Origin of the sequence: Paenarthrobacter nicotinovorans, assembly GCF_007670255.1 — a bacterium.
Classification (GTDB): Bacteria; Actinomycetota; Actinomycetes; order Actinomycetales; family Micrococcaceae; genus Arthrobacter; species Arthrobacter nicotinovorans_B.
Map to the genome: position 1 here is coordinate 92,457 of NZ_SZVS01000009.1, position 19,482 is coordinate 111,938.

At 63.4% G+C, this 19,482-nt stretch carries 17 protein-coding genes; 8 read left to right on the top strand and 9 right to left on the bottom strand.

The features are described from left to right. Positions 1 to 6: 6 nt before the first annotated feature. From FDP28_RS14420 to FDP28_RS14430, 3 genes are all read left to right on the top strand, one after another. Complete coding sequence (locus FDP28_RS14420; RefSeq protein WP_186313640.1) at positions 7 to 504, top strand: GNAT family N-acetyltransferase; 498 nt, start codon at positions 7 to 9, stop codon at positions 502 to 504. 125 nt (positions 505 to 629) lie between these two features. Continuing rightward, positions 630 to 1,073 carry a MarR family winged helix-turn-helix transcriptional regulator gene (locus tag FDP28_RS14425; protein ID WP_144662163.1) on the top strand — a complete coding sequence of 148 codons (444 nt, stop codon included), beginning with the start codon at positions 630 to 632 and terminating at the stop codon, positions 1,071 to 1,073. Between the two features lie 45 nt (positions 1,074 to 1,118). Continuing rightward, a complete protein-coding gene (locus FDP28_RS14430; protein ID WP_144662165.1) occupies positions 1,119 to 2,357 on the top strand; it encodes an MFS transporter in 1,239 nt (412 codons plus the stop codon). 53 nt (positions 2,358 to 2,410) lie between these two features. On the opposite strand, the gene FDP28_RS14435 is transcribed toward FDP28_RS14430, so the two are convergent. The 3 genes from FDP28_RS14435 to rraA all read right to left on the bottom strand — a co-directional run bounded on the left by FDP28_RS14435 (position 2,411) and on the right by rraA (position 6,480). After that, the gene (locus tag FDP28_RS14435; protein ID WP_144662167.1) at positions 2,411 to 3,883 is read right to left on the bottom strand and encodes a sugar porter family MFS transporter; all 1,473 of its coding nucleotides are present in this window, start codon (positions 3,881 to 3,883) and stop codon (positions 2,411 to 2,413) included. Between the two features lie 332 nt (positions 3,884 to 4,215). Further along, positions 4,216 to 5,868, bottom strand: coding sequence for an MDR family MFS transporter (locus FDP28_RS14440; protein ID WP_144662169.1), 1,653 nt, complete (start codon positions 5,866 to 5,868; stop codon positions 4,216 to 4,218). 129 nt (positions 5,869 to 5,997) lie between these two features. Beyond that, positions 5,998 to 6,480 carry a ribonuclease E activity regulator RraA gene (rraA, locus tag FDP28_RS14445; RefSeq protein WP_144662171.1) on the bottom strand — a complete coding sequence of 161 codons (483 nt, stop codon included), beginning with the start codon at positions 6,478 to 6,480 and terminating at the stop codon, positions 5,998 to 6,000. 156 nt (positions 6,481 to 6,636) lie between these two features. Here rraA and FDP28_RS14450 point away from each other — a divergent pair, with 156 nt between their 5' ends. Next, on the top strand, positions 6,637 to 7,938 hold the full coding sequence (locus FDP28_RS14450) for an MFS transporter (protein WP_144662173.1): 1,302 nt from the start codon (positions 6,637 to 6,639) through the stop codon (positions 7,936 to 7,938). 2 nt (positions 7,939 to 7,940) lie between these two features. On the opposite strand, the gene FDP28_RS14455 is transcribed toward FDP28_RS14450, so the two are convergent. From FDP28_RS14455 to FDP28_RS14465, 3 genes are all read right to left on the bottom strand, one after another. Further along, positions 7,941 to 8,957, bottom strand: a complete 1,017-nt coding sequence (locus tag FDP28_RS14455) for an FG-GAP repeat domain-containing protein (protein ID WP_260842480.1) — start codon at positions 8,955 to 8,957, stop codon at positions 7,941 to 7,943. Between the two features lie 151 nt (positions 8,958 to 9,108). Then, a complete protein-coding gene (locus FDP28_RS14460; protein ID WP_144662177.1) occupies positions 9,109 to 10,254 on the bottom strand; it encodes an FG-GAP-like repeat-containing protein in 1,146 nt (381 codons plus the stop codon). Positions 10,255 to 10,305: 51 nt separating this feature from the next. Beyond that, the gene (locus FDP28_RS14465; protein WP_260842482.1) at positions 10,306 to 11,433 is read right to left on the bottom strand and encodes an FG-GAP repeat domain-containing protein; all 1,128 of its coding nucleotides are present in this window, start codon (positions 11,431 to 11,433) and stop codon (positions 10,306 to 10,308) included. 199 nt (positions 11,434 to 11,632) lie between these two features. On the opposite strand from FDP28_RS14465, the gene FDP28_RS14470 reads away from it, so the two are divergent. From FDP28_RS14470 to FDP28_RS14480, 3 genes are all read left to right on the top strand, one after another. Continuing rightward, positions 11,633 to 12,241: a TetR/AcrR family transcriptional regulator gene (locus tag FDP28_RS14470; protein WP_144662178.1), complete on the top strand. Its 609-nt coding sequence runs from the start codon at positions 11,633 to 11,635 to the stop codon at positions 12,239 to 12,241. A 286-nt stretch (positions 12,242 to 12,527) separates the two neighbouring features. Next, entirely contained in the window at positions 12,528 to 13,718 is a 1,191-nt protein-coding gene (locus FDP28_RS14475) for an NAD(P)-dependent malic enzyme (protein ID WP_144662180.1), read from the top strand. Positions 13,719 to 13,823: 105 nt separating this feature from the next. Continuing rightward, on the top strand, positions 13,824 to 14,333 hold the full coding sequence (locus FDP28_RS14480; protein WP_144662182.1) for a DUF456 domain-containing protein: 510 nt from the start codon (positions 13,824 to 13,826) through the stop codon (positions 14,331 to 14,333). Between the two features lie 80 nt (positions 14,334 to 14,413). On the opposite strand, the gene FDP28_RS14485 is transcribed toward FDP28_RS14480, so the two are convergent. Together FDP28_RS14485 and FDP28_RS14490 are read right to left on the bottom strand one after the other, a co-directional pair. Next, positions 14,414 to 15,361: a polysaccharide deacetylase family protein gene (locus tag FDP28_RS14485; RefSeq protein ID WP_144662184.1), complete on the bottom strand. Its 948-nt coding sequence runs from the start codon at positions 15,359 to 15,361 to the stop codon at positions 14,414 to 14,416. Further along, positions 15,358 to 16,902 (bottom strand): purine-cytosine permease family protein, encoded by a 1,545-nt coding sequence (locus FDP28_RS14490; protein WP_144662186.1) that lies wholly within the window; start codon positions 16,900 to 16,902, stop codon positions 15,358 to 15,360. Before FDP28_RS14490 ends, FDP28_RS14485 begins: the two co-directional genes overlap by 4 nt. Before the next feature lie 108 nt (positions 16,903 to 17,010). Between FDP28_RS14490 and FDP28_RS14495 the strand changes: the two genes are divergently transcribed. Beyond that, positions 17,011 to 18,489 (top strand): PucR family transcriptional regulator, encoded by a 1,479-nt coding sequence (locus tag FDP28_RS14495; RefSeq protein WP_144662188.1) that lies wholly within the window; start codon positions 17,011 to 17,013, stop codon positions 18,487 to 18,489. A gap of 91 nt (positions 18,490 to 18,580) precedes the next feature. Here FDP28_RS14495 and purU read toward each other — a convergent pair whose 3' ends face one another. Further along, positions 18,581 to 19,480, bottom strand: a complete 900-nt coding sequence (gene purU, locus FDP28_RS14500) for a formyltetrahydrofolate deformylase (RefSeq protein WP_144662190.1) — start codon at positions 19,478 to 19,480, stop codon at positions 18,581 to 18,583. Between the last annotated feature and the right edge of the window lie 2 nt (positions 19,481 to 19,482).

The window sequence follows — 19,482 nt, forward strand, 5'->3', positions numbered from 1 at the left end:
GTGACTATGGAACCTGCCATCTCGCCCACCTTGCTGACTGCCGCCGTCGACTCCGGGACCCTCACCCTTCGACGCGCCCGGAAGGGCGACCTGCCCCAGATCCTGGCCTTGCTTGCGGACGACCAGCTGGGTGCCACGCGAGAAAGTGCCGACGATCTGGCGCCATACGAGCGGGCTTTTGACGCGATCGACGCCGATCCGGCGCACCTTTTGGTGGTGGGCGAACTGGACGGCGGGGTTGTGGCAACGTTCCAGCTCAGCTATATTCCTGGCCTGTCCCGTCGAGGGTCGTGGCGCGCGCAGATCGAGGCGGTTCGGGTTTCCGGGGCGCTGCGGGGGCAGGGCGTTGGGGCGCTCATGATCCAGTGGGCCATTGATCAGGCACGCCAGCATGGATGCTCGCTCGTTCAGCTCACCACCGACAAATCCAGGGTCGCTGCCCATCGCTTCTATGAGCGGCTCGGTTTTGTCGCGAGCCACGAGGGCATGAAGCTCACCCTCTAACCCGCACCCACCCAACTAAGGGACAGCTAACGTCGCTATGAGGCCCCATTGCGACATCTGCTGTCCCCTGGATGGGCGGGCTGCGGCTTGACTATTAGGGTCCCTAACTATTAGGCTACCTAAGTATGAATGATGGCTTCAGTCCCCGACTCATCGACCTTGCGCAGGAATTCCGTGAGGCCCTGCGGTTGGGCGTCTACATGTTCCGCCGCCTGGATCCCGAAGGCGACCTCACCGCTGCGCAACTCAGCCTTCTTTCCATGATTTCCGACGCCGGTCTCCGGGTTGGTGACATCGCCAAGAATCTTGGCATCAAGGTCCCCAGCGCGACTGAGCAGATCATCAAACTCGAGCGCGCCGGCCTTGTGACCCGCCAGCCCGATCCCGACGACTCCAGGGCTGTCCAGGTGGCCATCACCCCGGCCGGGCACGCCGCCGTCGAAGCTGCCGACCAGCGGCGCAACGCCATGGTGGCTGAGTTGCTGCAGGGGCTCAGCCAAGAGGAGATCGACCAGCTGGCCGCGGCGCTTCCCGTCATCAGCAAAATCAACAGCTCGTTCCAGAACTAATACCCAGAACCAATACCCAGTCACGCACCGACAAGGAGCAATTGAATGTCACGCCAGTTGGCTGACGCTTCAGCAAGCGCCGAAACAACCGTCGAAAACACCCTCGAAGCGGAGAAGGCTTCGTTCCTCAAGCAACCCAAGGCAGTCTGGGCAACAGCCCTCGCCGCGGTCTTTGCCTTCATGGGCATCGGGCTGGTTGACCCGATCCTCCCCGCAATTGCGAAGAACCTCCAGGCGTCCACCAGCGAAGTGTCGTTGCTGTTCACCAGCTACTTCCTGGTGACGGCGATAGCGATGTTGATCAGTGGCTTCGTGTCCTCGAGGATCGGCGGGAAGAGGACGCTCCTCATTGGCCTGGCGATCATTGTCGTATTCGCGTCCCTGTCCGGTCTCTCCGGGAGCGTCGAACAGCTCGTGGGCTTCCGCGCAGGGTGGGGACTCGGAAACGCGCTGTTCGTTGCAACTGCCCTGGCCGTGATTGTCGGTGTCGCAAGCGGAGGAACGGGAACCGCGATCATCCTCTATGAGGCTGCCCTCGGCCTTGGCATTTCGCTCGGGCCGCTGCTGGGCGCCCTCCTTGGCGGGTGGCAGTGGCGTGCACCCTTCTTCGGCACGGCGGTACTGATGGCCATCGCGTTCATTGCCCTGCTGGCGTTGCTCCCCAAGACACCCGCGCCCGCGAAGAAGTCCCGTCTCCGGGATCCACTTCTGGCCCTTGGCCACAAAGGCCTCCGCACCACGGCCGCCAGCGCGCTGTTCTATAACTATGGCTTCTTCACGATCCTTGCCTTCACGCCTTTCATCCTTGGCATGGATGCCTACGGCATCGGTGGAGTCTTCTTCGGCTGGGGCGTGGCTGTGGCTGTGTTCTCGGTGTTCGTTGCACCCGTACTGCAGAAGCGCTTTGGCGCGGTGAACGTCCTGACAGGCACCCTGGCCGTCCTCATGCTCGACTTGATCGGTTTGGGGCTGGCCGCGGGGCACTCGGTGCCTGCCGTCGTCGTCCTGGTGATCGTGGCAGGTGCCCTGCTGGGCATTAACAACACGGTGTACACGGAGCTGGCCATGGGCGTCTCAGACTCGCCGCGTCCGGTTGCTTCCGCCGGTTATAACTTTGTCCGTTGGATGGGCGGAGCGCTTGCACCCTTTGCCGCCGCCCAGCTCGGTGAGCACTTCGGGCCGCAGGTGCCGTTCTTTGCCGGCGCGGTGGCCATGGTGATCGCCATCCTCATCGTGTTCGGGGGTCGGAAGTTCCTGTCGTCCCACGAACCGCACCTGGTTTAGCAATCACAAACAAAGAAGCCCGGCGGATTAGATCCGCCGGGCTTCTTTGTTTGCTATTTGCCTTCGTCCGAAGTGACCGGCAGCGGTGCCACCGGTGCGCCCTTGGGAACAAACAGGGTTTCGGCCTGCTCCAGGGACATACCGTTCGTTTCGGGAACCTTGAACATCACGAAGAAGAACGACGCCGCCGCGAACGCCGCGTACATGGCGTACGTCAGGGGCAGCGAACCTGCCGCCATGATCGGGAAGCTGAGCGTGATGGTAAAGTTCGCGATCCACTGCGCAGCAGCGGCCAGGCCGAGCGCGCGGGCGCGGATGCGGGACGGGAAGATCTCACCCAGCAGCACCCATACCAGCGGACCCCATGAGGCGCCAAAACTGATCACGAACACGTTGGCCGCGACCAAAGCGATCGGTCCCCACGCGCCGGGAAGGGTGATGTCCGCCCCTGATCCTTGAGCCGAGGAGAAGGCCAAGGCCATAACCCCGAGCGATACTGCCATGCCGATGGAACCAGTGAGCAGGATGGGTCGGCGGCCAATGCGGTCCACCAGCGCGATGGCCACAAGGGTCACCAGAATGTTGGTGACGGACGTGGCAACCGAGATGGTCAGCGAGTCCTTTTCCTGGAAACCGACAGCCTTCCACAGGGTGGTCGAGTAGTAGAAGATGACGTTGATGCCAACAAACTGCTGCAGCACCGACAGGATGATGCCGATCCACACCACAGGCAGCAGGCCGAAGCGGTTTCCGCGCAGGGAGCCCTTCTTGGTGGAGAGCTTTTCCTGCTGGATGGATTCACGGATCTCGCGGATGTGGCGGTCGATGTCGTCGCCAGGGATCAGCCTGGTGAAGATGGTGCGGGCCTGGTCTTCCTTGCCGTTGAGCACCAGGAAGTGCGGCGACTCGGGCAGGCGGAAAGCGATCCAGCCGTAGACGGCGGCGGGAAGTGCGCAGGCGATGAACATCCACCGCCACGCTTCAATGCCCAGCCAGAGGGTTTCACCGGCACCGCCGGCCGAGTTTGCCAGGACCGCGTCGGAGAGCAGCGCGGCAAAGATACCCGTGGTGATGGCCAACTGCTGGAGTGATGCCAAACGCCCGCGGACATGCCTCGGGGAGATTTCCGAGATGTAGGCGGGGGCAATCACGGACGCCAGGCCAATGCCGAGGCCGCCCACCAAACGCCAGAAGATGAGGTCCCACACGCTGAAGGCCAGGCCGGTTCCGATAGCACTTACCAGGAACAGCAGCGCACCGATCTTCATCGCGGGAATGCGCCCATAACGGTCGGCGACTTTGCCGGCCAGGTAGGCACCCACGGCACAACCGAGCAGTGCCACGGCAACGGCGAATCCGGTGAGTGCCTCGCTCATGGCGAACTCGCTCGCCATGGCATCCACGGCGCCGTTAACCACGGAGGAATCAAAGCCGAAAAGGAAGCCACCCACTGCGCCGGCGACAGCGAGGCCGATCACCTTCCGTGAAACGTGGGGCGCGCCTGCTTCGGTGCTGGGACTGGACATGGGTCTCCCTTGGGAAAGGTGTTGGGGGCTGCGATGCGTGACGTCGTCGGCTGTTCCGACGGGGACGCCGGTGCACTCGCGCTACACAGTGTGGCACGTCATATCCGCCAAGTTCCAGTCAAGTGATGGACGTGACATGCATTCACTTTCTTAACCCAACAGGCTCTGGCTATGCGCTGAACGTTCCCTGGGAGTCAAGGCCAGCCTCCTCGGCGGCACGACGCCGCTGCTTGGATCCACTTATTGAACGCAAAGCACGACGGCGGCCCGCGAGGATGGTGACATCCCCAAGGGCCGCCGTCAGGGCGTATGTCGCATGGAACCGCGGTTAGCTAGTGCGCCGGAACTGAATCCTTGGCAGCAGCCTTGGGATCCGTGAGCTTCTTGTTCGGCAGAGCAAAGCTGATCAGGAAGGCCACGATCATCAGGCCTGCGGCGGTCAGCATCACCACGTCGATTGCCTGTGCGAAGCCTTCTGTGATCGGCCTGGTGAGCGTGCTGTTGGCCGCGTGCAACCAGCTGGTGTCGTTCAACGAATCGTTGTTGGCACCGTTCTTAAAGAAGTCGAACAGCTTGGCGTTCGCCGGGTCGGAAGCCACAGCGGGATCCCTCATGACAGCCTGGTAGTCCGGGCTCGATACAGCGTTCTTCATGCCGTCGGCAATCTTGTCCGCAGCCGTGCTGAACAGCATGGAGATGAACACTGCGGTTCCCACAGCGCCGCCCATGGAGCGGAAGAACGCGGCGGTGGACGTGCCGACGCCCATGTCCTTTGGAGGAACGGAAACCTGCATGGCGAGGGTCAGCGGCTGCATGCAGAAGCCGAGTCCGACGCCGAAGAACACGGCGATCAGGCCGGGAACCCATAGCCCGGTGTCGACTCCCAGGACCAGGCCCATCACTGTGGCTGCACCCGCCAGAATGGCAGTACCCAGGATCGGGAAGATCCGGTAGACGCCGGACGAGGAAATCGTGCGTCCAGCGGAGATGGACCCGAAGAGGATGCCCACAGTGAACGTGATCATCATCAGGCCGGCCTCGGTAGGCGTCAGGCCCTTCACCAGCTGCAGGTACATGGGCAGCATGGCGATGGCACCGAACATGCCGATACCGATGATGAAGTTCAACAGCGAGGAGAGGCCGAACGTGGAGTTCTTGAAGAGCCGCAACGGGATCAGGGCATAGTCCCCTGCACGCCGCTCGGCCAGGAGGAACGCCACGATGCCGATGACGCCAAGGCCGTAGCAAAGCCACGATCCCGCCGAGGCCCAGCCCCACGTGCGTCCCTGTTCTGCCACCAGAAGCAGCGGAACAATGGCCAACGTGATGGCGGCGGCACCCCAGTAGTCAATCTTCTGCTTGACGTGCCTGGCCGGCAGGTGCAGGAACAGGAAGACCACCACAAGCGCAGCGAGGCCAATGGGAAGGTTGATGAAGAAGACCCAACGCCAGCCGTCGAAGCCCAGGATGTTCGAAGAACCTGCGAAGGCGCCGCCAATGACCGGTCCCAGAACAGACGAGATGCCGAATACCGACATGAAGTAGCCCTGGTACTTGGCCCGGTCCTTCAAGGCGACGATGTCACCAATGATCGTCAGGGCCAGCGCGAGGAGGCCACCGGCTCCCAGGCCCTGGATGCCGCGGGCGATGGCAAGTTCCGTCATGGAGTGCACGGATCCTGCGTACAGCGAGCCGGCCAGGAAGATCAGGATGGCGGCGAGGTACAGCGGACGCCGGCCGAAGATATCGCTGAGCTTGCCGTACAGGGGCGTGCTGACAGTAGAGGTGATGAGGTACGCCGTGGTGGCCCACGCCTGAAGGGACAGGCCGTCGAGGTCGTTGGCGATGGTGTAGATGGACGTGGACACGATGGTCTGGTCCAGCGAGGACAGGAACATGCCGAGCATGAGTCCCACCATGACGGTGAGTGTCTGACGATGGGTCAGAACTTCACCAGCGGCCCGAACGGGCGTGGAATTGGACATATCTTCTCCAGAGATGGCAGAAAAGTGGGATTAAGCAGGATAGTTGCTTTCAGTAACTATCCTAACGCCCAGTTCATTCCCAGCGGGAAAATATTTCTCCTCCCGGGCCCTCCAAGACGCCCGCCGGTCTCAGCGCTCCAGCAAGATGCCATCCGGATCGCTGTAGATCATGGCTCCCGGCCGGATGCGGACGTCATCGATCACGAGTTCCACGTCGAGCTCCCCGGCACCTGTCTTTGCGCTCTTCCGAGGGTTGCTTCCGAGGGCTTTGACCCCCAAAGGCAAGCGGGCAATTGCTTCGCGGTCCCTGATGGCCCCGTTGATGATCACACCGGCCCAGCCGTTTTCCACAGCACTGTCAGCAATCATGTCCCCCATCAGGGCGGTCCGCAGGGAACCTTGACCGTCAATGACCAGGACCGCGCCCTCACCCGGAGTACCCAGGACGGATTTCACCAATGCATTGTCTTCGAAGCACCGGATGGTGCGGACCGGGCCGCTGAAGTGCGTGTGTCCACCGAGGTTGTGGAACTGGATGGCAAGGGACTCCAGGTCCTCGCCGCGCTCGTCGTAGAGATCGGCTGTATTTATCTGCTCGCTCTGCTCGCTCATAGTGCTCCTTCCAAGTGGTTTGAGGCCACACTAACGCGTCCATGTGACCCGGACCGTGCGTATTTCGAGCTATGTGGATAAACGACGCGACCGCGGTTCAGGTGTCACTGCGCCGCGTTAGGCTGAGTCCACACACAAAATGAGGGGGAAACTGCCATGAGCTTGTCCGACCTTCCGGGGCCGGTGCCGGATCCTGCTGTTGTCCGTGCCGGGGGTACAGCCCTGGCCGATCCTGTGGTCCGTGTCAGGCCTGTGTGGATCACCGGCGTGGTGCTGGTCAACCTTGGCATTAACGCCGCGTTCTTTGGTCCCCTCCAGGTCCTCCTGGGCCAGCAGGCGGCCCACTTCGACGAGGGCCAGAAGGAAGCAATCCTTGCCCTGGTCACCGGATGCGGCGCTGCTGTCTCCATGGTGGCGAACCCCTTGTTCGGAGCTTTCAGTGACCGGACCACGTCCCGTTACGGCCGCCGGGTTCCCTGGGTGCTCATGGGTGCCATCCTCGGCGCCGTGGCCCTGGTTGCCTTGGCCGGTGCGCCCAACGTGGCTGTGATGACTGTCCTGTGGTGCCTCGTGCAGGCCGGTGCCAATGCCATGTACTCGGCCGTCACTGCAGCCGTACCGGACAGGGTTCCAGTGCCGCAGCGTGGAACTGTTGGTGGCCTGGCCGCCATGGGGCAGACGGTAGGTATCCTCGTTGGCGCCGTGATCGCCGCCGTCGTGGCCGGGAACTTTGCCGCAGGGTACTGGGTGTGCGCAGCGGCGCTGCTCGCCGGCGTCGTGCTTTATCTCTTCAAGAGCGATGACCAGCCCCTCCCGCCACAGGAGCGGCCGCCGTTCAGCCTGTGGCAGTTCGTCAAGGGTTTCTGGGTTTCGCCGAAGCGCTACCCGGACTTTGCATGGGCCTGGCTTACGCGGTTGCTGGTCAGCACGGGCAACCACATGATCACCCTGTATTTGCTTTTCTTCCTCAGCGACATTGTGCGCCTCAAGGAAACGCAAGGGATCGAGCCCGAGTTCGGTGTGCTGGTTTTGACAGGGCTTTACGCCGTCATGGTCATCATCACCAGTGTCCTGGGTGGGCGGGTCAGTGACCGGATGGGAAAGCGGAAGCCCTTGGTCATAGCGTCGTCGGTCATCATTGCCGCGGCGTCGTTGATTCTTGCCTTCGCTCCGACGTGGATCGGCGGGCTTGCCGGCGCGGCCGTACTTGGCATCGGCTTTGGGGCCTACCTGGCGGTGGACTTCGCGCTGATCACCCAGGTCCTGCCCACGGCTTTGGACCGCGGCCGGGATCTGGGTGTCATCAACATCGCGAACTCGTTGCCCCAGGTGATCGCCCCGGCGATCGCCTTTGTGTTCGTCCAGTACTGGGGCGGCTACGTCTCGCTGTACGTAGCCGCCGCAGTCATCGGGCTCCTGGGCGCCGTGTTCGTGGTGAAGATCAAGAGCGTCGAGTAGGCCTAGAAGACGTAGTTCATGACGTTCCAGCCGCTGCCCACTACCGGCTGCCCTTTCCATTTGAAGCCAGCGATTGGGCCAAGGGCGTTCACGAGAGAGGTATCGCCTAAGTACATGGTCAGCGAGCCGTCGGCACGGATTCCGTAAACGTCGGTATATCCGTCTCCATTAAAGTCTCCGGCGATCCCAAAGCGGGAAAGGGTTTCCCAGCCTCTGCCGATGGTCCCCGCATAGCCTCCGGGAATCCCGCCGTCCATGAAGCTTCCTGTGCGGGTACCCACACGGACCTGAAGATCGCCCCACCAGGCGCGGCTGAGAACTACGGGGTAGGCGTCGCCGAAGAAGTGTCCGGCCCCCGCAGCATCAAGTCCCTGCCACGCCGAGGAGACCTTACTTGGTGCGAGCCAACCGCCCCGCCCGTTTCCAGGGTAGAGGAACACGTTTCCTGCGCCGTCCTGCGCAAGGATGTCATTGGTGCCGTCGCCGTTGAAGTCACCGGGGGCGATGAGGTTGACGAAACCCTGCCAGCCCTGGCCGATCTGGAAGGCCTGCTTCCAGGCTCCGGCACCATTGCCCTGGTAAAGGAAAAGCCGTCCGTAACCATCGCGGCCCATGACGTCGACTGTGCCGTCGCCGTCGAAATCGCCGGGCGAAACCAGAAGATTGTAGATGTGCCATCCATTGCCGATTACCCGCGGCGCCTGCCAGTTGCCTCGTCCATCCGTGGGGTAGAGCAGTAGGCGGCCGGCGTTGTCGCGGGCGAACAGATCGAACGTGCCGTCGCCGTCGAAGCCCTTTGACCGGGGTGTTGCTTCGATAGGCATGGCATTAATCGTTTCCAGGCCGGCCTTCGCTGCGACGGTGGAGCTGACTCCGGAATTCACCGGTGCTTCAGTAGCCGCGGTAGCCGGCAACGCCGAGGCCAACAAGCCTGCGGCAACCAATGGAGCGGTGAGAAGTGCGAGCAGTCGTCGAGGACTGCGGCGCGCGGGCACGCGCAGGACAGGGTTGAGACCCAAGGATTCCCCCAAGAAATAAGGCGGCGCTGAGATGGCCGAAAGAGATCAATTGGGATGACACTACCGCCTGCAGGAGCGTTGGCATAGAGGGTGCCCATTTATGGCGAAGGCCCCATGCGGATGTCTCCGTACGGGCCCTCAAAACCGAAAGTTAGAACAGGTCCGTGAACCCGCCCCAGCCCCAGCCGACCACGGCACTTCCCGCCCATCCGGCGGAACCGCTGCCGTAGTAAGCCCGCAGTTGTCCGGAGCTGTCCACGGCAAAGACGTCCAGCTTTCCGTCACCGTTGATGTCGCCTGCGCTGCCGATCTTGCTCATGCTGCCCCAGCCCTGGCCGACCACGGCCATGCCATTCCAGCCCCCCGCGCCGTTGCCGCTATAAAGCCTCAGGTTGCCGGCAGAGTCGCGGCCCATGATGTCCACGTTGGTGTCGCCGTCGAAGTCGCCCGGGGTGATGATCGCATCCAGTGCGTTCCAGCCTTGGCCAATCACGGTCCGCGGCAGCCAGCCGCCGTGTCCGTCGCCGGGGTAGAGGTAGAGGACTCCGTTGGCGTCGCGGGCCATGATGTCGTTGGTGCCGTCGCTGTTGAAGTCGCCAGGGGCCAGCAGCGAGGTGAAGATGCTCCATCCCGTCCCGACCTTACGGGGACCGTTCCAACCGCCGGCACCGTTGCCGCTGTAGAGGTAGAGGCCGCCTGCCGAATCCCGGCCCAGGACGTCATTGTTGCCGTCGCCGTCGAAATCGCCGGGTGCCAGGACGGTGGGGAAGATGTTCCATCCAACGCCGACGGTTCGCGCGGGTTCCCAGCTGTTGTTTAGCCGCGGGTACATGAGTAGGGCGCCGTCGGATCGGCGTGCGAGCAGTTCGAAGGCTCCCCGGCTTGTAAAGCCGTTGGGCCGGTTGGAGTCGGAGATCGGCGCGGTCTCCAGGCTGGCTACTTCCATGTCTTCACACGGGTAGGCGGCCACGAGGTGCGCTGCGATGGTCTTTCCGCGGTCTTCCTCGCCCAGGACGTAGTTGGGCCACGTGGGGTGGTCAGTAGCTACTTCGCCGTCCCTGGTCCAGTAGATCCGGGTGTCGGGGCCAGCTCCGGCGCCGCACCCTTTGTAGGCGTAGGGATCCCATGTAACGGTGAGGGTGGATCCTACAAACGGAGCACCGGTGATGACTGGCGGTTCCGGATCCATGGTGGCCATGGCGGGCGCGGGCCCCGCAAGTACGGCTGCGACCATCGCAGCCACTGTTGCGGCAACCGCTCGACGCACGCCAGACCCCAGGCGTGATGGAGCGTACATTGTGTCCTCCCCAGACTTTTATGGGGTTAATGGTACAACGTTCGGAGTTTTCTAGAAGATTGCTGTGAACCAGCCGAAGCCTGCGCCTACGGCCTCGGAGCCCTTCCAGCCGGCCCGCCCGTCGCTGTAATACGCCAGCAGGCGGCCCTGCTGGTCAACTCCGTAGACATCGGGGAAACCATCGCCGTTGAAGTCGCCGGCAGCCCCCACGTATTTGAGCGCGTTCCAGCCGACTCCGATCATCCAGGATCGCGACCAGCCGCCGGCGCCGTTGCCCGTGTAAACGAACAGGTACCCGTTGCTGTCGCGCGCCAGCAGGTCCACATTGCCGTCGCCGTTGAAATCGCCGGGCGTCACCAAGGCGTTCATCACGTTCCAACCGGTTCCGACGGCGGTTCTCACCAACCAGCCTCCGGCGCCGTTGCCGGGATACAGATACAGGGTGCCGCCTGGTTCCCTTGCGAGGATGTCGTTGTTGCCGTCGCCGTTGAAGTCGCCGGGGCTGATGATGGCATCAAAAATGTTCCAGCCGTTGCCGATGGCCCGCGCGGGCTTCCATCCGCCGGCGCCGTCCCCGCTGAAGAGGTAGAGGCCCCCCGCGGAATCACGGACCATCATGTCGCTTTTACCGTCTCCGTCGAAGTCGCCGGGGGAGAAGACGGTATTGAAGATGTTGAAGCCGTAGCCCACAGTGCTAGGCGCGTCCCACGCAGCGCCGGTGCGGCCATACAGGAGCAGCGAACCGTCGTTTGCCCGGGTCAGCAGTTCGAAGCTGCGGCCGGTGAATCCTGCCGCGCGGTTCACGGCCCCGACCGGCCTGGTCTCGGCGCTGTGCAGGGATTCACCGCCGCACGCGGTCTTGCTTGCCGTGACGTGTACTGCCATCCGCGAACCGGTGTCGTCGCCTTCGAGCTTGTAGCTGGGCGCCGTTTCGCCGGCTACGAGGAAGCCGTCCCTGGTCCAATACATTGAGTAGTCGGGTCCTTTGCCGCCTCCGCAACCGTAGTAGGTGTACGGGCCGATGTCCGCGGTCAGCTGCTTGCCCACGAACGCTTGACCGTTGACTACGGGGTCGGGTCCATTGCTGGGAGCCGCCGACGCCGGCAACGGGCTGAGTGCCATGGCCGCCACTGTGGCGGTCAGCAGCGCTGCTGCCATCCGGCGTCGTAATGTCCCCATACGTTCCTCCTGTGGGTCTGAACCTGCATGAAAGTGTATGCGGGCGGGGCGCGATTTCCGGGATGGGCCGCTGCCTGGCCTCCTCGGCGACTCTCAGGGAACGGTCATGTTGCTCCCGTATCATTGATGCGATCGGCCAGCCGCGGGTCTTTCACGCCGCCGGCCGCTTCCTTGTCAGCCTGCCAAGAGATCGCCGGAAATGCCCGTAACCAACTCACTGGAACCGTACTCCCTTGACCTGACCACGGGGCTCCCCCGTATGGCTGCCGCGCCCACCACCCCGCGGCAGCAGCTCCGCTATGCCCGCATCCTGAAAACGGCGGAGGGCTTCGCCCAGCGGCAGTTCGATACGTTGAGCCTTTCCGATGTTGCTGCCCGCGCCGACGTCCCGCTGGGAACCTTGTACCGCTACTTCCCTTCCACGGCGCATCTGATGCTTGCGGTCTACAGGCAGCAGCTCCGTGAGTTGCGGGACGGCGTCCATCAGCGCGGGGGCAAAGGCCACGCGCTGGCAGGTTTGATGATGGAGATCTTCCACCTGCGGGTGATGCAGCCGGGTGTGGAGCACTGCCTGATCCGCCCGGCCGGAAAGGACGACGATACGGCCCAGCTCCTGCGTGAGGTCGATGCCCTGTCGCAGGAAGTCGTGGGCTCCCTGAGCAATGACACCGGCAAGGACACCGTGAAGGCCAGGATCCTGCTGCACCTGGTCAGTGGATTGGTACAGGCAGTCCGTTGCCGCAGGTTGTCGTTGTTTGAAGCCGAGAAGGACTTGAAGAGGGCCTGCTCCCTCATGACCGGCGAATAACCGCGCGGAGAATGCCGCAGTGGTCTAGACCGCAGGCGACCGAAAACACGGTTTCTGGTATGACGTAGCTCACAATTAGGCGTGGTTGAACGTTTTACTCTCGAATCGTCTCTCTTGGTATTGAATCTTGTACCCATTTGCGCTCCCTAGGCTGGAACTACCGAAGCGGCTAGCAGCCCCCTACCTGCAGAAGCAACGCCGGACCAGCCACCCTTGGTCCGCACAGCAGTTCTGTTCCTGCCCGAACCATGCCGTGGGTCCACGGCTAGCCTGAGGAGACAAAGACGTGTCCATCGAGACAATTGCAACTGATAACGACGCCCTGGTACTGAGCGAAGAAGAGATCTTCGCAGCCCATGAGGGCGGCAAGCTGACCGTTTCCAGCACCGTTCCTCTGAACAATAAGCGTGACCTCTCCATCGCCTACACCCCTGGTGTGGCCCAGGTGAGCCGTGCCATCCACGCCGACCCCAAGCTCGCCCGCACCCACACCTGGGCTGAGCGCCTTGTTGTCGTGGTCAGCGATGGCACTGCCGTGCTTGGCCTTGGCAACATTGGCCCGAGCGCCTCACTGCCGGTCATGGAGGGCAAGTCCGCCCTGTTCAAGTCCTTCGGCGACCTCGACTCCATTCCGCTGGTCCTGAACACCACGGATGTGGACGAGATCATCGAGACCCTGGTCCGCCTCCGCCCGAGCTTCGGCGCAGTGAACCTTGAGGACATCTCCGCACCCCGCTGCTTCGAACTCGAAGAGCGCCTCATCGAAGCCCTCGACTGCCCCGTCATGCACGATGACCAGCACGGTACCGCCGTCGTGGTTCTCGCTGCCCTGACCAACGCGGCCAAGGTGACCAACCGCGAGCTCAAGGGCCTGAAGGTAGTTGTCTCCGGCGCCGGCGCCGCAGGTATCGCCATCGCCGAGATCCTCTTGGCTGTCGGCATCGAGGACGTGATCCTCCTTGACTCCAAGGGTGTGGTCAACGCCGAGCGCGCCGACCTCGCCGCCGACCCCACCAGCGTCAAGGCCCGCATGGCCCAGCGCACGAACCCCCGCGGCGTCACCGGCGGCCCGGGCGAGGGACTGACGGGCGCTGACGTGTTCGTCGGGGTCTCCTCCTCCAAGCTGGACGAAGAGCACCTGAAGCTCATGAACGAGCAGTCGATCGTCTTCGCCCTGTCCAACCCGGACCCGGAAGTCCTGCCCGAGGTAGCGCAGCAGTACGCAGCCGTTGTTGCCACCGGCCGCAGCGACTTCCCGAACCAGATCAACAACGTCCTGGCCTTCCCCGGCATCTTCCGCGGTGCACTGGACGCCAAGGCACGGAGGATCACGCCCGCCATGAAGATCGCCGCAGCCAACGCCATTGCCGAGCTGGCTGCCGAAGACCTCTCCGCTGACTACATCGTGCCGAGCCCGCTGGACGCCCGCGTGGCACCTGCGGTCACCGCGGCTGTTGCTGCTGCAGTCACCGAGTAGCGGCTACCAAAGCAAGACCGACGACGGCGACGCCTCCCGTGCTGGGGAGCGTCGCCGTCGTTCTTGTTGGAAGTCGATGGAAAGGCGGCTCATAGACTTGGGGCCATGAACGCCGAACTAATCGTGACCATCCTGTGTGGCCTGGCCATCGCCGTGGGCGTGGTCGGAACCATCATTCCCGTGTTGCCGGGCAGCATCCTCATCGGCGCCAGCCTCCTGGTGTGGGCTATTTGGGGTGGTGCCGGGCCGATGGGCTGGGTGATCTTCGCCATCGGCATGGTGTTTGTCGTGGCAGGGATGGCCGCCAGCGCCGTGTTGACCGGGCGCAAGATGAAACAGCACGGAATCCCCAACAGGTCGGTGTTGATCGGGATTGTCCTCGGGGTAGTGGGAATGTTCGTCATCCCGGTGGTGGGACTGTTCGTGGGTTTCGCCGTCGGGCTCCTGCTGAGTGAGGTTCAACGGACCCGGAACTTCAAGGCCGCCCTGCGCTCAAGCGGGGCGGCGCTTAAAGCAACGGGCATCGGCATGCTGGTGGAGTTTGCCCTGGCCTGCGCTGCCGCGAGTACGTGGATCATCGGCGTCTGGGTGGAGGCTGTGTACGGCGGCCCCTGACGGCCCGCCGAGTTGGCACTTAATGACAATCCCGCGGCCCGGGACTGTCATCAAATGCCATCTCGACGGATGCGCTGGGGTTAGTGGAGAGTGGGCACGTGAACCCGTGCCGGGCGGAACGTTGCCCCCGCGCCGGGGAAGAGCGGGACATCGATCCGGGCATGGCTGTGGATCTCGTGCACGGTGTCCTTGGTGTGCTGCGCGATCTCCGCAAGGGTGGTCACCCACATGCCATCCAGATCCTTGACCCGCTCAATCAGTTGCTCAAGTGCCACTGCACGGGATGGCCGGCCTGAAATGAACGGGTGGTTCGTCAGGACAAAGCAGCTGCCTTGGGAGTGGTGAGCCTGCGCTTCGAGGGTCCACATCTCCAGGGCCTTGGCCGGGCTCTCAATCACTCCGCTGCCCGTGACGCCGGGGTAGAAGCCGTACTGCTCCCAGTCGTCCAGTGCCCAGTCCACGGGGATCTCCACGATGTCGCGGGAGTCGTCTTCGGCGACGGACAGGCGATAGGGGGCATCGCCGTCGAGCAGGCTCGAATCGTAGAGGAAGCCGCGGTCCGCTAGGAGCGCCGGCGACTGCCAGTTCAACTCCCACCACGGTGCGCGGTATCCAAGGGGACGCACGCCGGCTACCTTGGCCAAGGCTTCAAGGCCCCGGTCCAGGTAGCTGGCCTCCGTGGCGGCATCGATTCCCTGCATGGGCTCGTGGAGGTAGCCGTGATGGGCGATCTCGTGACCCCCATCGGCGATCCTGCGCACGACGTCCGGGTAGCTTTCCGCCGTGAAGCCCGGGATGAAGAACGTTGCCTTGATGTCCTGGCGGTCCAGGATCTGCAGCAAGCGTGGAACAGCGATCTTCGGGCCGTACGACTGGTGGCTCATGAGGGACATGCGCCTGGTGCTGGAGGGATCGTGGGCGATGGTGCAGGACTCCGCGTCGACGTCGAAAGTGAAGGACGCCGCAGCCTTGTATCCGGAAGGCCAAGTGATCGGGTGGAGTGAATCAGCGTAAGCGGGCTGGTTCATGCGGTGGTCCTTTCAACGGCCGGCGCGGGTGCAGGCTGAGTGACTGATACGTGGTTTGAGTCGGCCAAAAGGTACTTCTTGTGCGCCCGGGGGCCGAGGACTGCGTACACGATGGCGCTGGTGAGTCCGCCGGCGAGCCAGGAGAGGTCCCAACCGCCCAGGGCAACAGCGATCGGTCCTTGCATGGCGGGTACCAGGCCGTACATGAACAGCCAGGTGGAGAAGATGCCCGCCAGGAGCGAGACGATTCCTGCCCAATTGACCACCGGCAACCGGTGCGTACCTACGGGGTCGAAGAGGCGGTCAACCCTGGCTGGCCAGCGACGGTCCAGCCAGAAGTAGTGCACCAGCATGACCCCACCCCAGGCGGCTACCCACGCCACCAGGCCGATCAGCCAGGCATCGAGCACCGCGGCGAAGTCCTCCTGGAAGATGAAGAACACGACGGCGACGAGCGAGAAGACGCCGACGAACAGGTTGAGCTTGCGGCGGCTGATCTTGATGTCCAGGGCCTGCGTCGCGACGGAAAAGGTGTAGATGTTGAGGATGTTCGTGGCGATGGGTCCGTGCAGCACCATGAGCAGGACAGGCAACGCCATGACGCCGAAGTTCTGCACGATCAGCTTGCCGGGGTCGATCTCGCCGCTGTTCGTTGCCAGGCTCGCCCCAAGGACGCCGAGCCACACAACGGGGATGAACTGGCCAAGCACCGAGGCAAGGTAGACCTTGCGCTTGGGAACCGCGGTGCTGACGAACCGTGAGTAGTCGGCGGCGTAGGTGAACCAGGTGATGCCCCAGCCGATGCCAATTGCAGTCATGACGGCGCTCATGGCGGCGATCCGCTCCGAGCCTTGCAGGATGTTGCCCGCCGGGCCCGCGTAGCCCCAGTCGATCTTCATGCCGAACCAGGCAACAGCTGACATGACGGCGAGGATGAGGATGGTTGGCGGGACCGTCCACTTCTCGAAGGCTGCGATGGCTTTGTAGCCGAACCAGGCGATGGCCACCTGCGCGGCCATGATGGCCGTCGCGACGCCGATTTTCCAGGCATAGTTCTTGGCGTCCGGATCGACCCAGCCAAGGGTGCCGAAGAGGGCCATCACCAGATCCAGGATGATCCACGTGTTGACGGCGCACCAGCCAATCACCAGGAGAGCCTGGATGGCCGCGGGAAGGTAGTTGCCGCGTCGGCCGAAGGCAGCACGTGCCAGGACCATGCCGGTGGCTCCGGTCTTTTGGCCCAGGAGGACGAAACAGCCGAAGAGCAGCATGCCGATCAGGTTTCCCAGGACCAGGACGATCACTGTGTCGGCGAAACCGAGACCCAGATGAATGCCAAGTGCACCCAGAACCCAGTTGATCGGGGCGAGGTTGGCGCCGGCCCAGATCCAGAATTGTCCGGAAACTTTGCGGGTGCGGTCGGACTCGGGGATGGGCTGGAGCCAGGCTTCGCTGTCATGGCCCGGCGCCGTTGCCGGACCTGACTGCGTTGAGCCCGCTGGGGATGGGGTGGAAGACGCGGGGGAGAGGTTGTCTTGCATGGGGAGAGCCTCCGTGTGTGAAAGGGACTCTCCCAGCGTATGTGTGTCAGATCACAGCAACAAGATACGATGTGTCTAAACGAAACGCCAAACATCATACGGAGTGTCATGCCAATCATCCTGAGTGCTGCTTTGGAGTATGCAAGCCTCAAGTCCGCTGATCCGCTTTTGCTCAACCACGTCCCTGGGGCTCTCGATCGGCCTGTCAGGTGGGTGCACTCAAGCGAAGTACTGGATATCGCTCCTCTGCTCAGCGGCGGGGAACTGCTCCTCAGCGGCGGGCAGGCGCTCGCGCTCGCGGGAGAAGGACGGCAGTCTGACTACGTGCGGGAATTGGCCGGGCGCGGGATAGCCGCGCTGGCACTGGAAACCGGGCCGGCACTTCCGGAAGTTCCGGTCGCCATGGTGGAGGTCGCCGAGGCTGCCGGCCTCCCGCTGATCGAACTGCGCAAGGTGGTCCCGTTCGTTGGCGTGATGCAGGAAATCAACTCACTCCTCGTGAGCGAATCCGTGGATTACCTCCAACGTGGTGATCAGGCCAGCCACGCAATGGCCGCTGAACTGGCCCATGGCGCCGGCCTCGACCAGCTCTTGGGTGTCCTGGCGGAAAAGACAGGTGCGGGCGCGCGGCTGTTGTCGCCGTCGGGCCTGACGCTCGGGGCCGCCGGTTCCTTCGACGACGCCGGCGACGTCACCTCCGTGGACGTGCCAGTGCGCGGCGTGCTTGCGGCCAGGCTCGACCTGCAAGTGCCCGACGGCGGCGACAACGCCCTGGCGCGCGTGGCTGGAGAACGGGCCGTGGACATTCTCGGGTTGGCGCTGCTCCAACGAATGCCCCCGGGCCTGAAGGAGTTGGCGGGCATAGAGCTCATGCGGGCCATCAACTCCGGAAGCCAGCAGTGGCAATTGCAGCAGCTGGGGCCGGCGTCGGGGTTTACCGTCGGCGGAGACGTGGCAGCCGTGGTGATCCGGTCCACGGGTGCGGGGCATCTGCGTCCCGCACTGGATGCGCTGCTCCGGGAGTGTGTGCCCCTTAGCGCCAGCTATGCCAACAATGCTGAGCTGATTGCGCTGGCATCCGTGGCTGGCGGAAGTTCCCAGCGTCAGGCCTTGGTGCAGGCCCTGCGCGGTTTGGACGTGCCGGTGGGATCTGTGATTGCTGTTGGCCCGCTGGGCAGGGGTATCGGAGAGGCGCCATGGTCCCTCGCCGAAGCCCGCAGCGCGCTTGAACTCACGGTGTCGGGAACGGAAGAGGGCACGGGAACAGGCGTAGTGGACGCTGACATCCTCGCCGTGGAACTCCTCGCCGCCGGTTCGCTGGACCCGACCACCCGCGAAGCCTTTGTGCAGCGGCAGCTGGGTGCCGTCGTCGACCATGACCGCCTGAAGAAGTCCGAGCTGATGCGGACGTTGTCGGTGTGGCTGGACACCGGATGCAACACGGCGCAAGCGGCACGCGAACTGCATCTGGAACGGCAGTCAATGCACCACCGGCTGCAACGGATCTTCGAGCTCTGCGGGGGTGATCCTCGGGGTACGGGCCGCCTGGCGGGGTTGCATCTCGCGACGCGGTTGGCGCGGATGTAACCCCCACTTCCCCCCCGCGAGATGGCATTTAATGACAATGCGAGGCACTCGGATTGTCATCAAATGCCATCTCGGCGTGCAGGCAAGGCCTTTACTTCAGCACAATCGTCCTGTTCCCGTTGAGGATGATCCGTCCTTCGCAGTGCCAGCGAACGGCGTTGCTGAGGGCCTTGCATTCAGTGTCCCGGCCGGCGGCTACGAGATCGTCCGGCCCGAACGTGTGGTCCACTTCCACTACCTGCTGGGCGATGATGGGACCTTCGTCCAGTTCGCCGTTGACGTAGTGGGCTGTGGCACCGACTGTCTTCACGCCACGCGCGTATGCCTGGTGGTAGGGCTTGGCACCCTTGAAGCTCGGCAGGAACGAGTGGTGGATGTTGATGGCGCGGCCATCGAGCTTGCGTGCCAGATCATCGCTGAGGACCTGCATGTAGCGGGCCAGCACCACCAGCTCAACGTCCAGCTCGTCGATGATCTCCAGCAAGCGACCTTCGGCGGCGGGCTTCGTGGCTGCGGTTACAGGGATGTGGAAGAACGGGATTCCGTGCCATTCGGCCAAACCCTGGTGGTCGGTGTGGTTGGACACGACGCCCACCACGTCGATGGGAAGCTCACCGATACGCGCCCGGAACAGGAGATCGTTCAGGCAGTGTCCGAACTTGGACACCATGATCAGCACGCGCCGTTTGGATCCCTGGCGTTCAAGCTGCCAGTTCATGCCGTACTTCTCGCCGACCGGGCAGAACGCGGCACGCAGGGTCTCCAGCGTGGACTCGTCCCCGGAGGAGGCGAAGTGGACGCGCATGAAGAAGTGGCCCTCGGCGCGATCACCGAACTGCTTGTTGTCGATGATGTCGCACCCGTGCTCCAGCAGGAAGCCGGAGACTGCGTGTACAATGCCCGGTCCTTCGGGGCAGTCCAGGGTCAGGACGTGCTCCACAGTGGTGTCCCCGCCGGAAGAAACGGCGGGTTCAGTTTGGATGGCAGTCATGG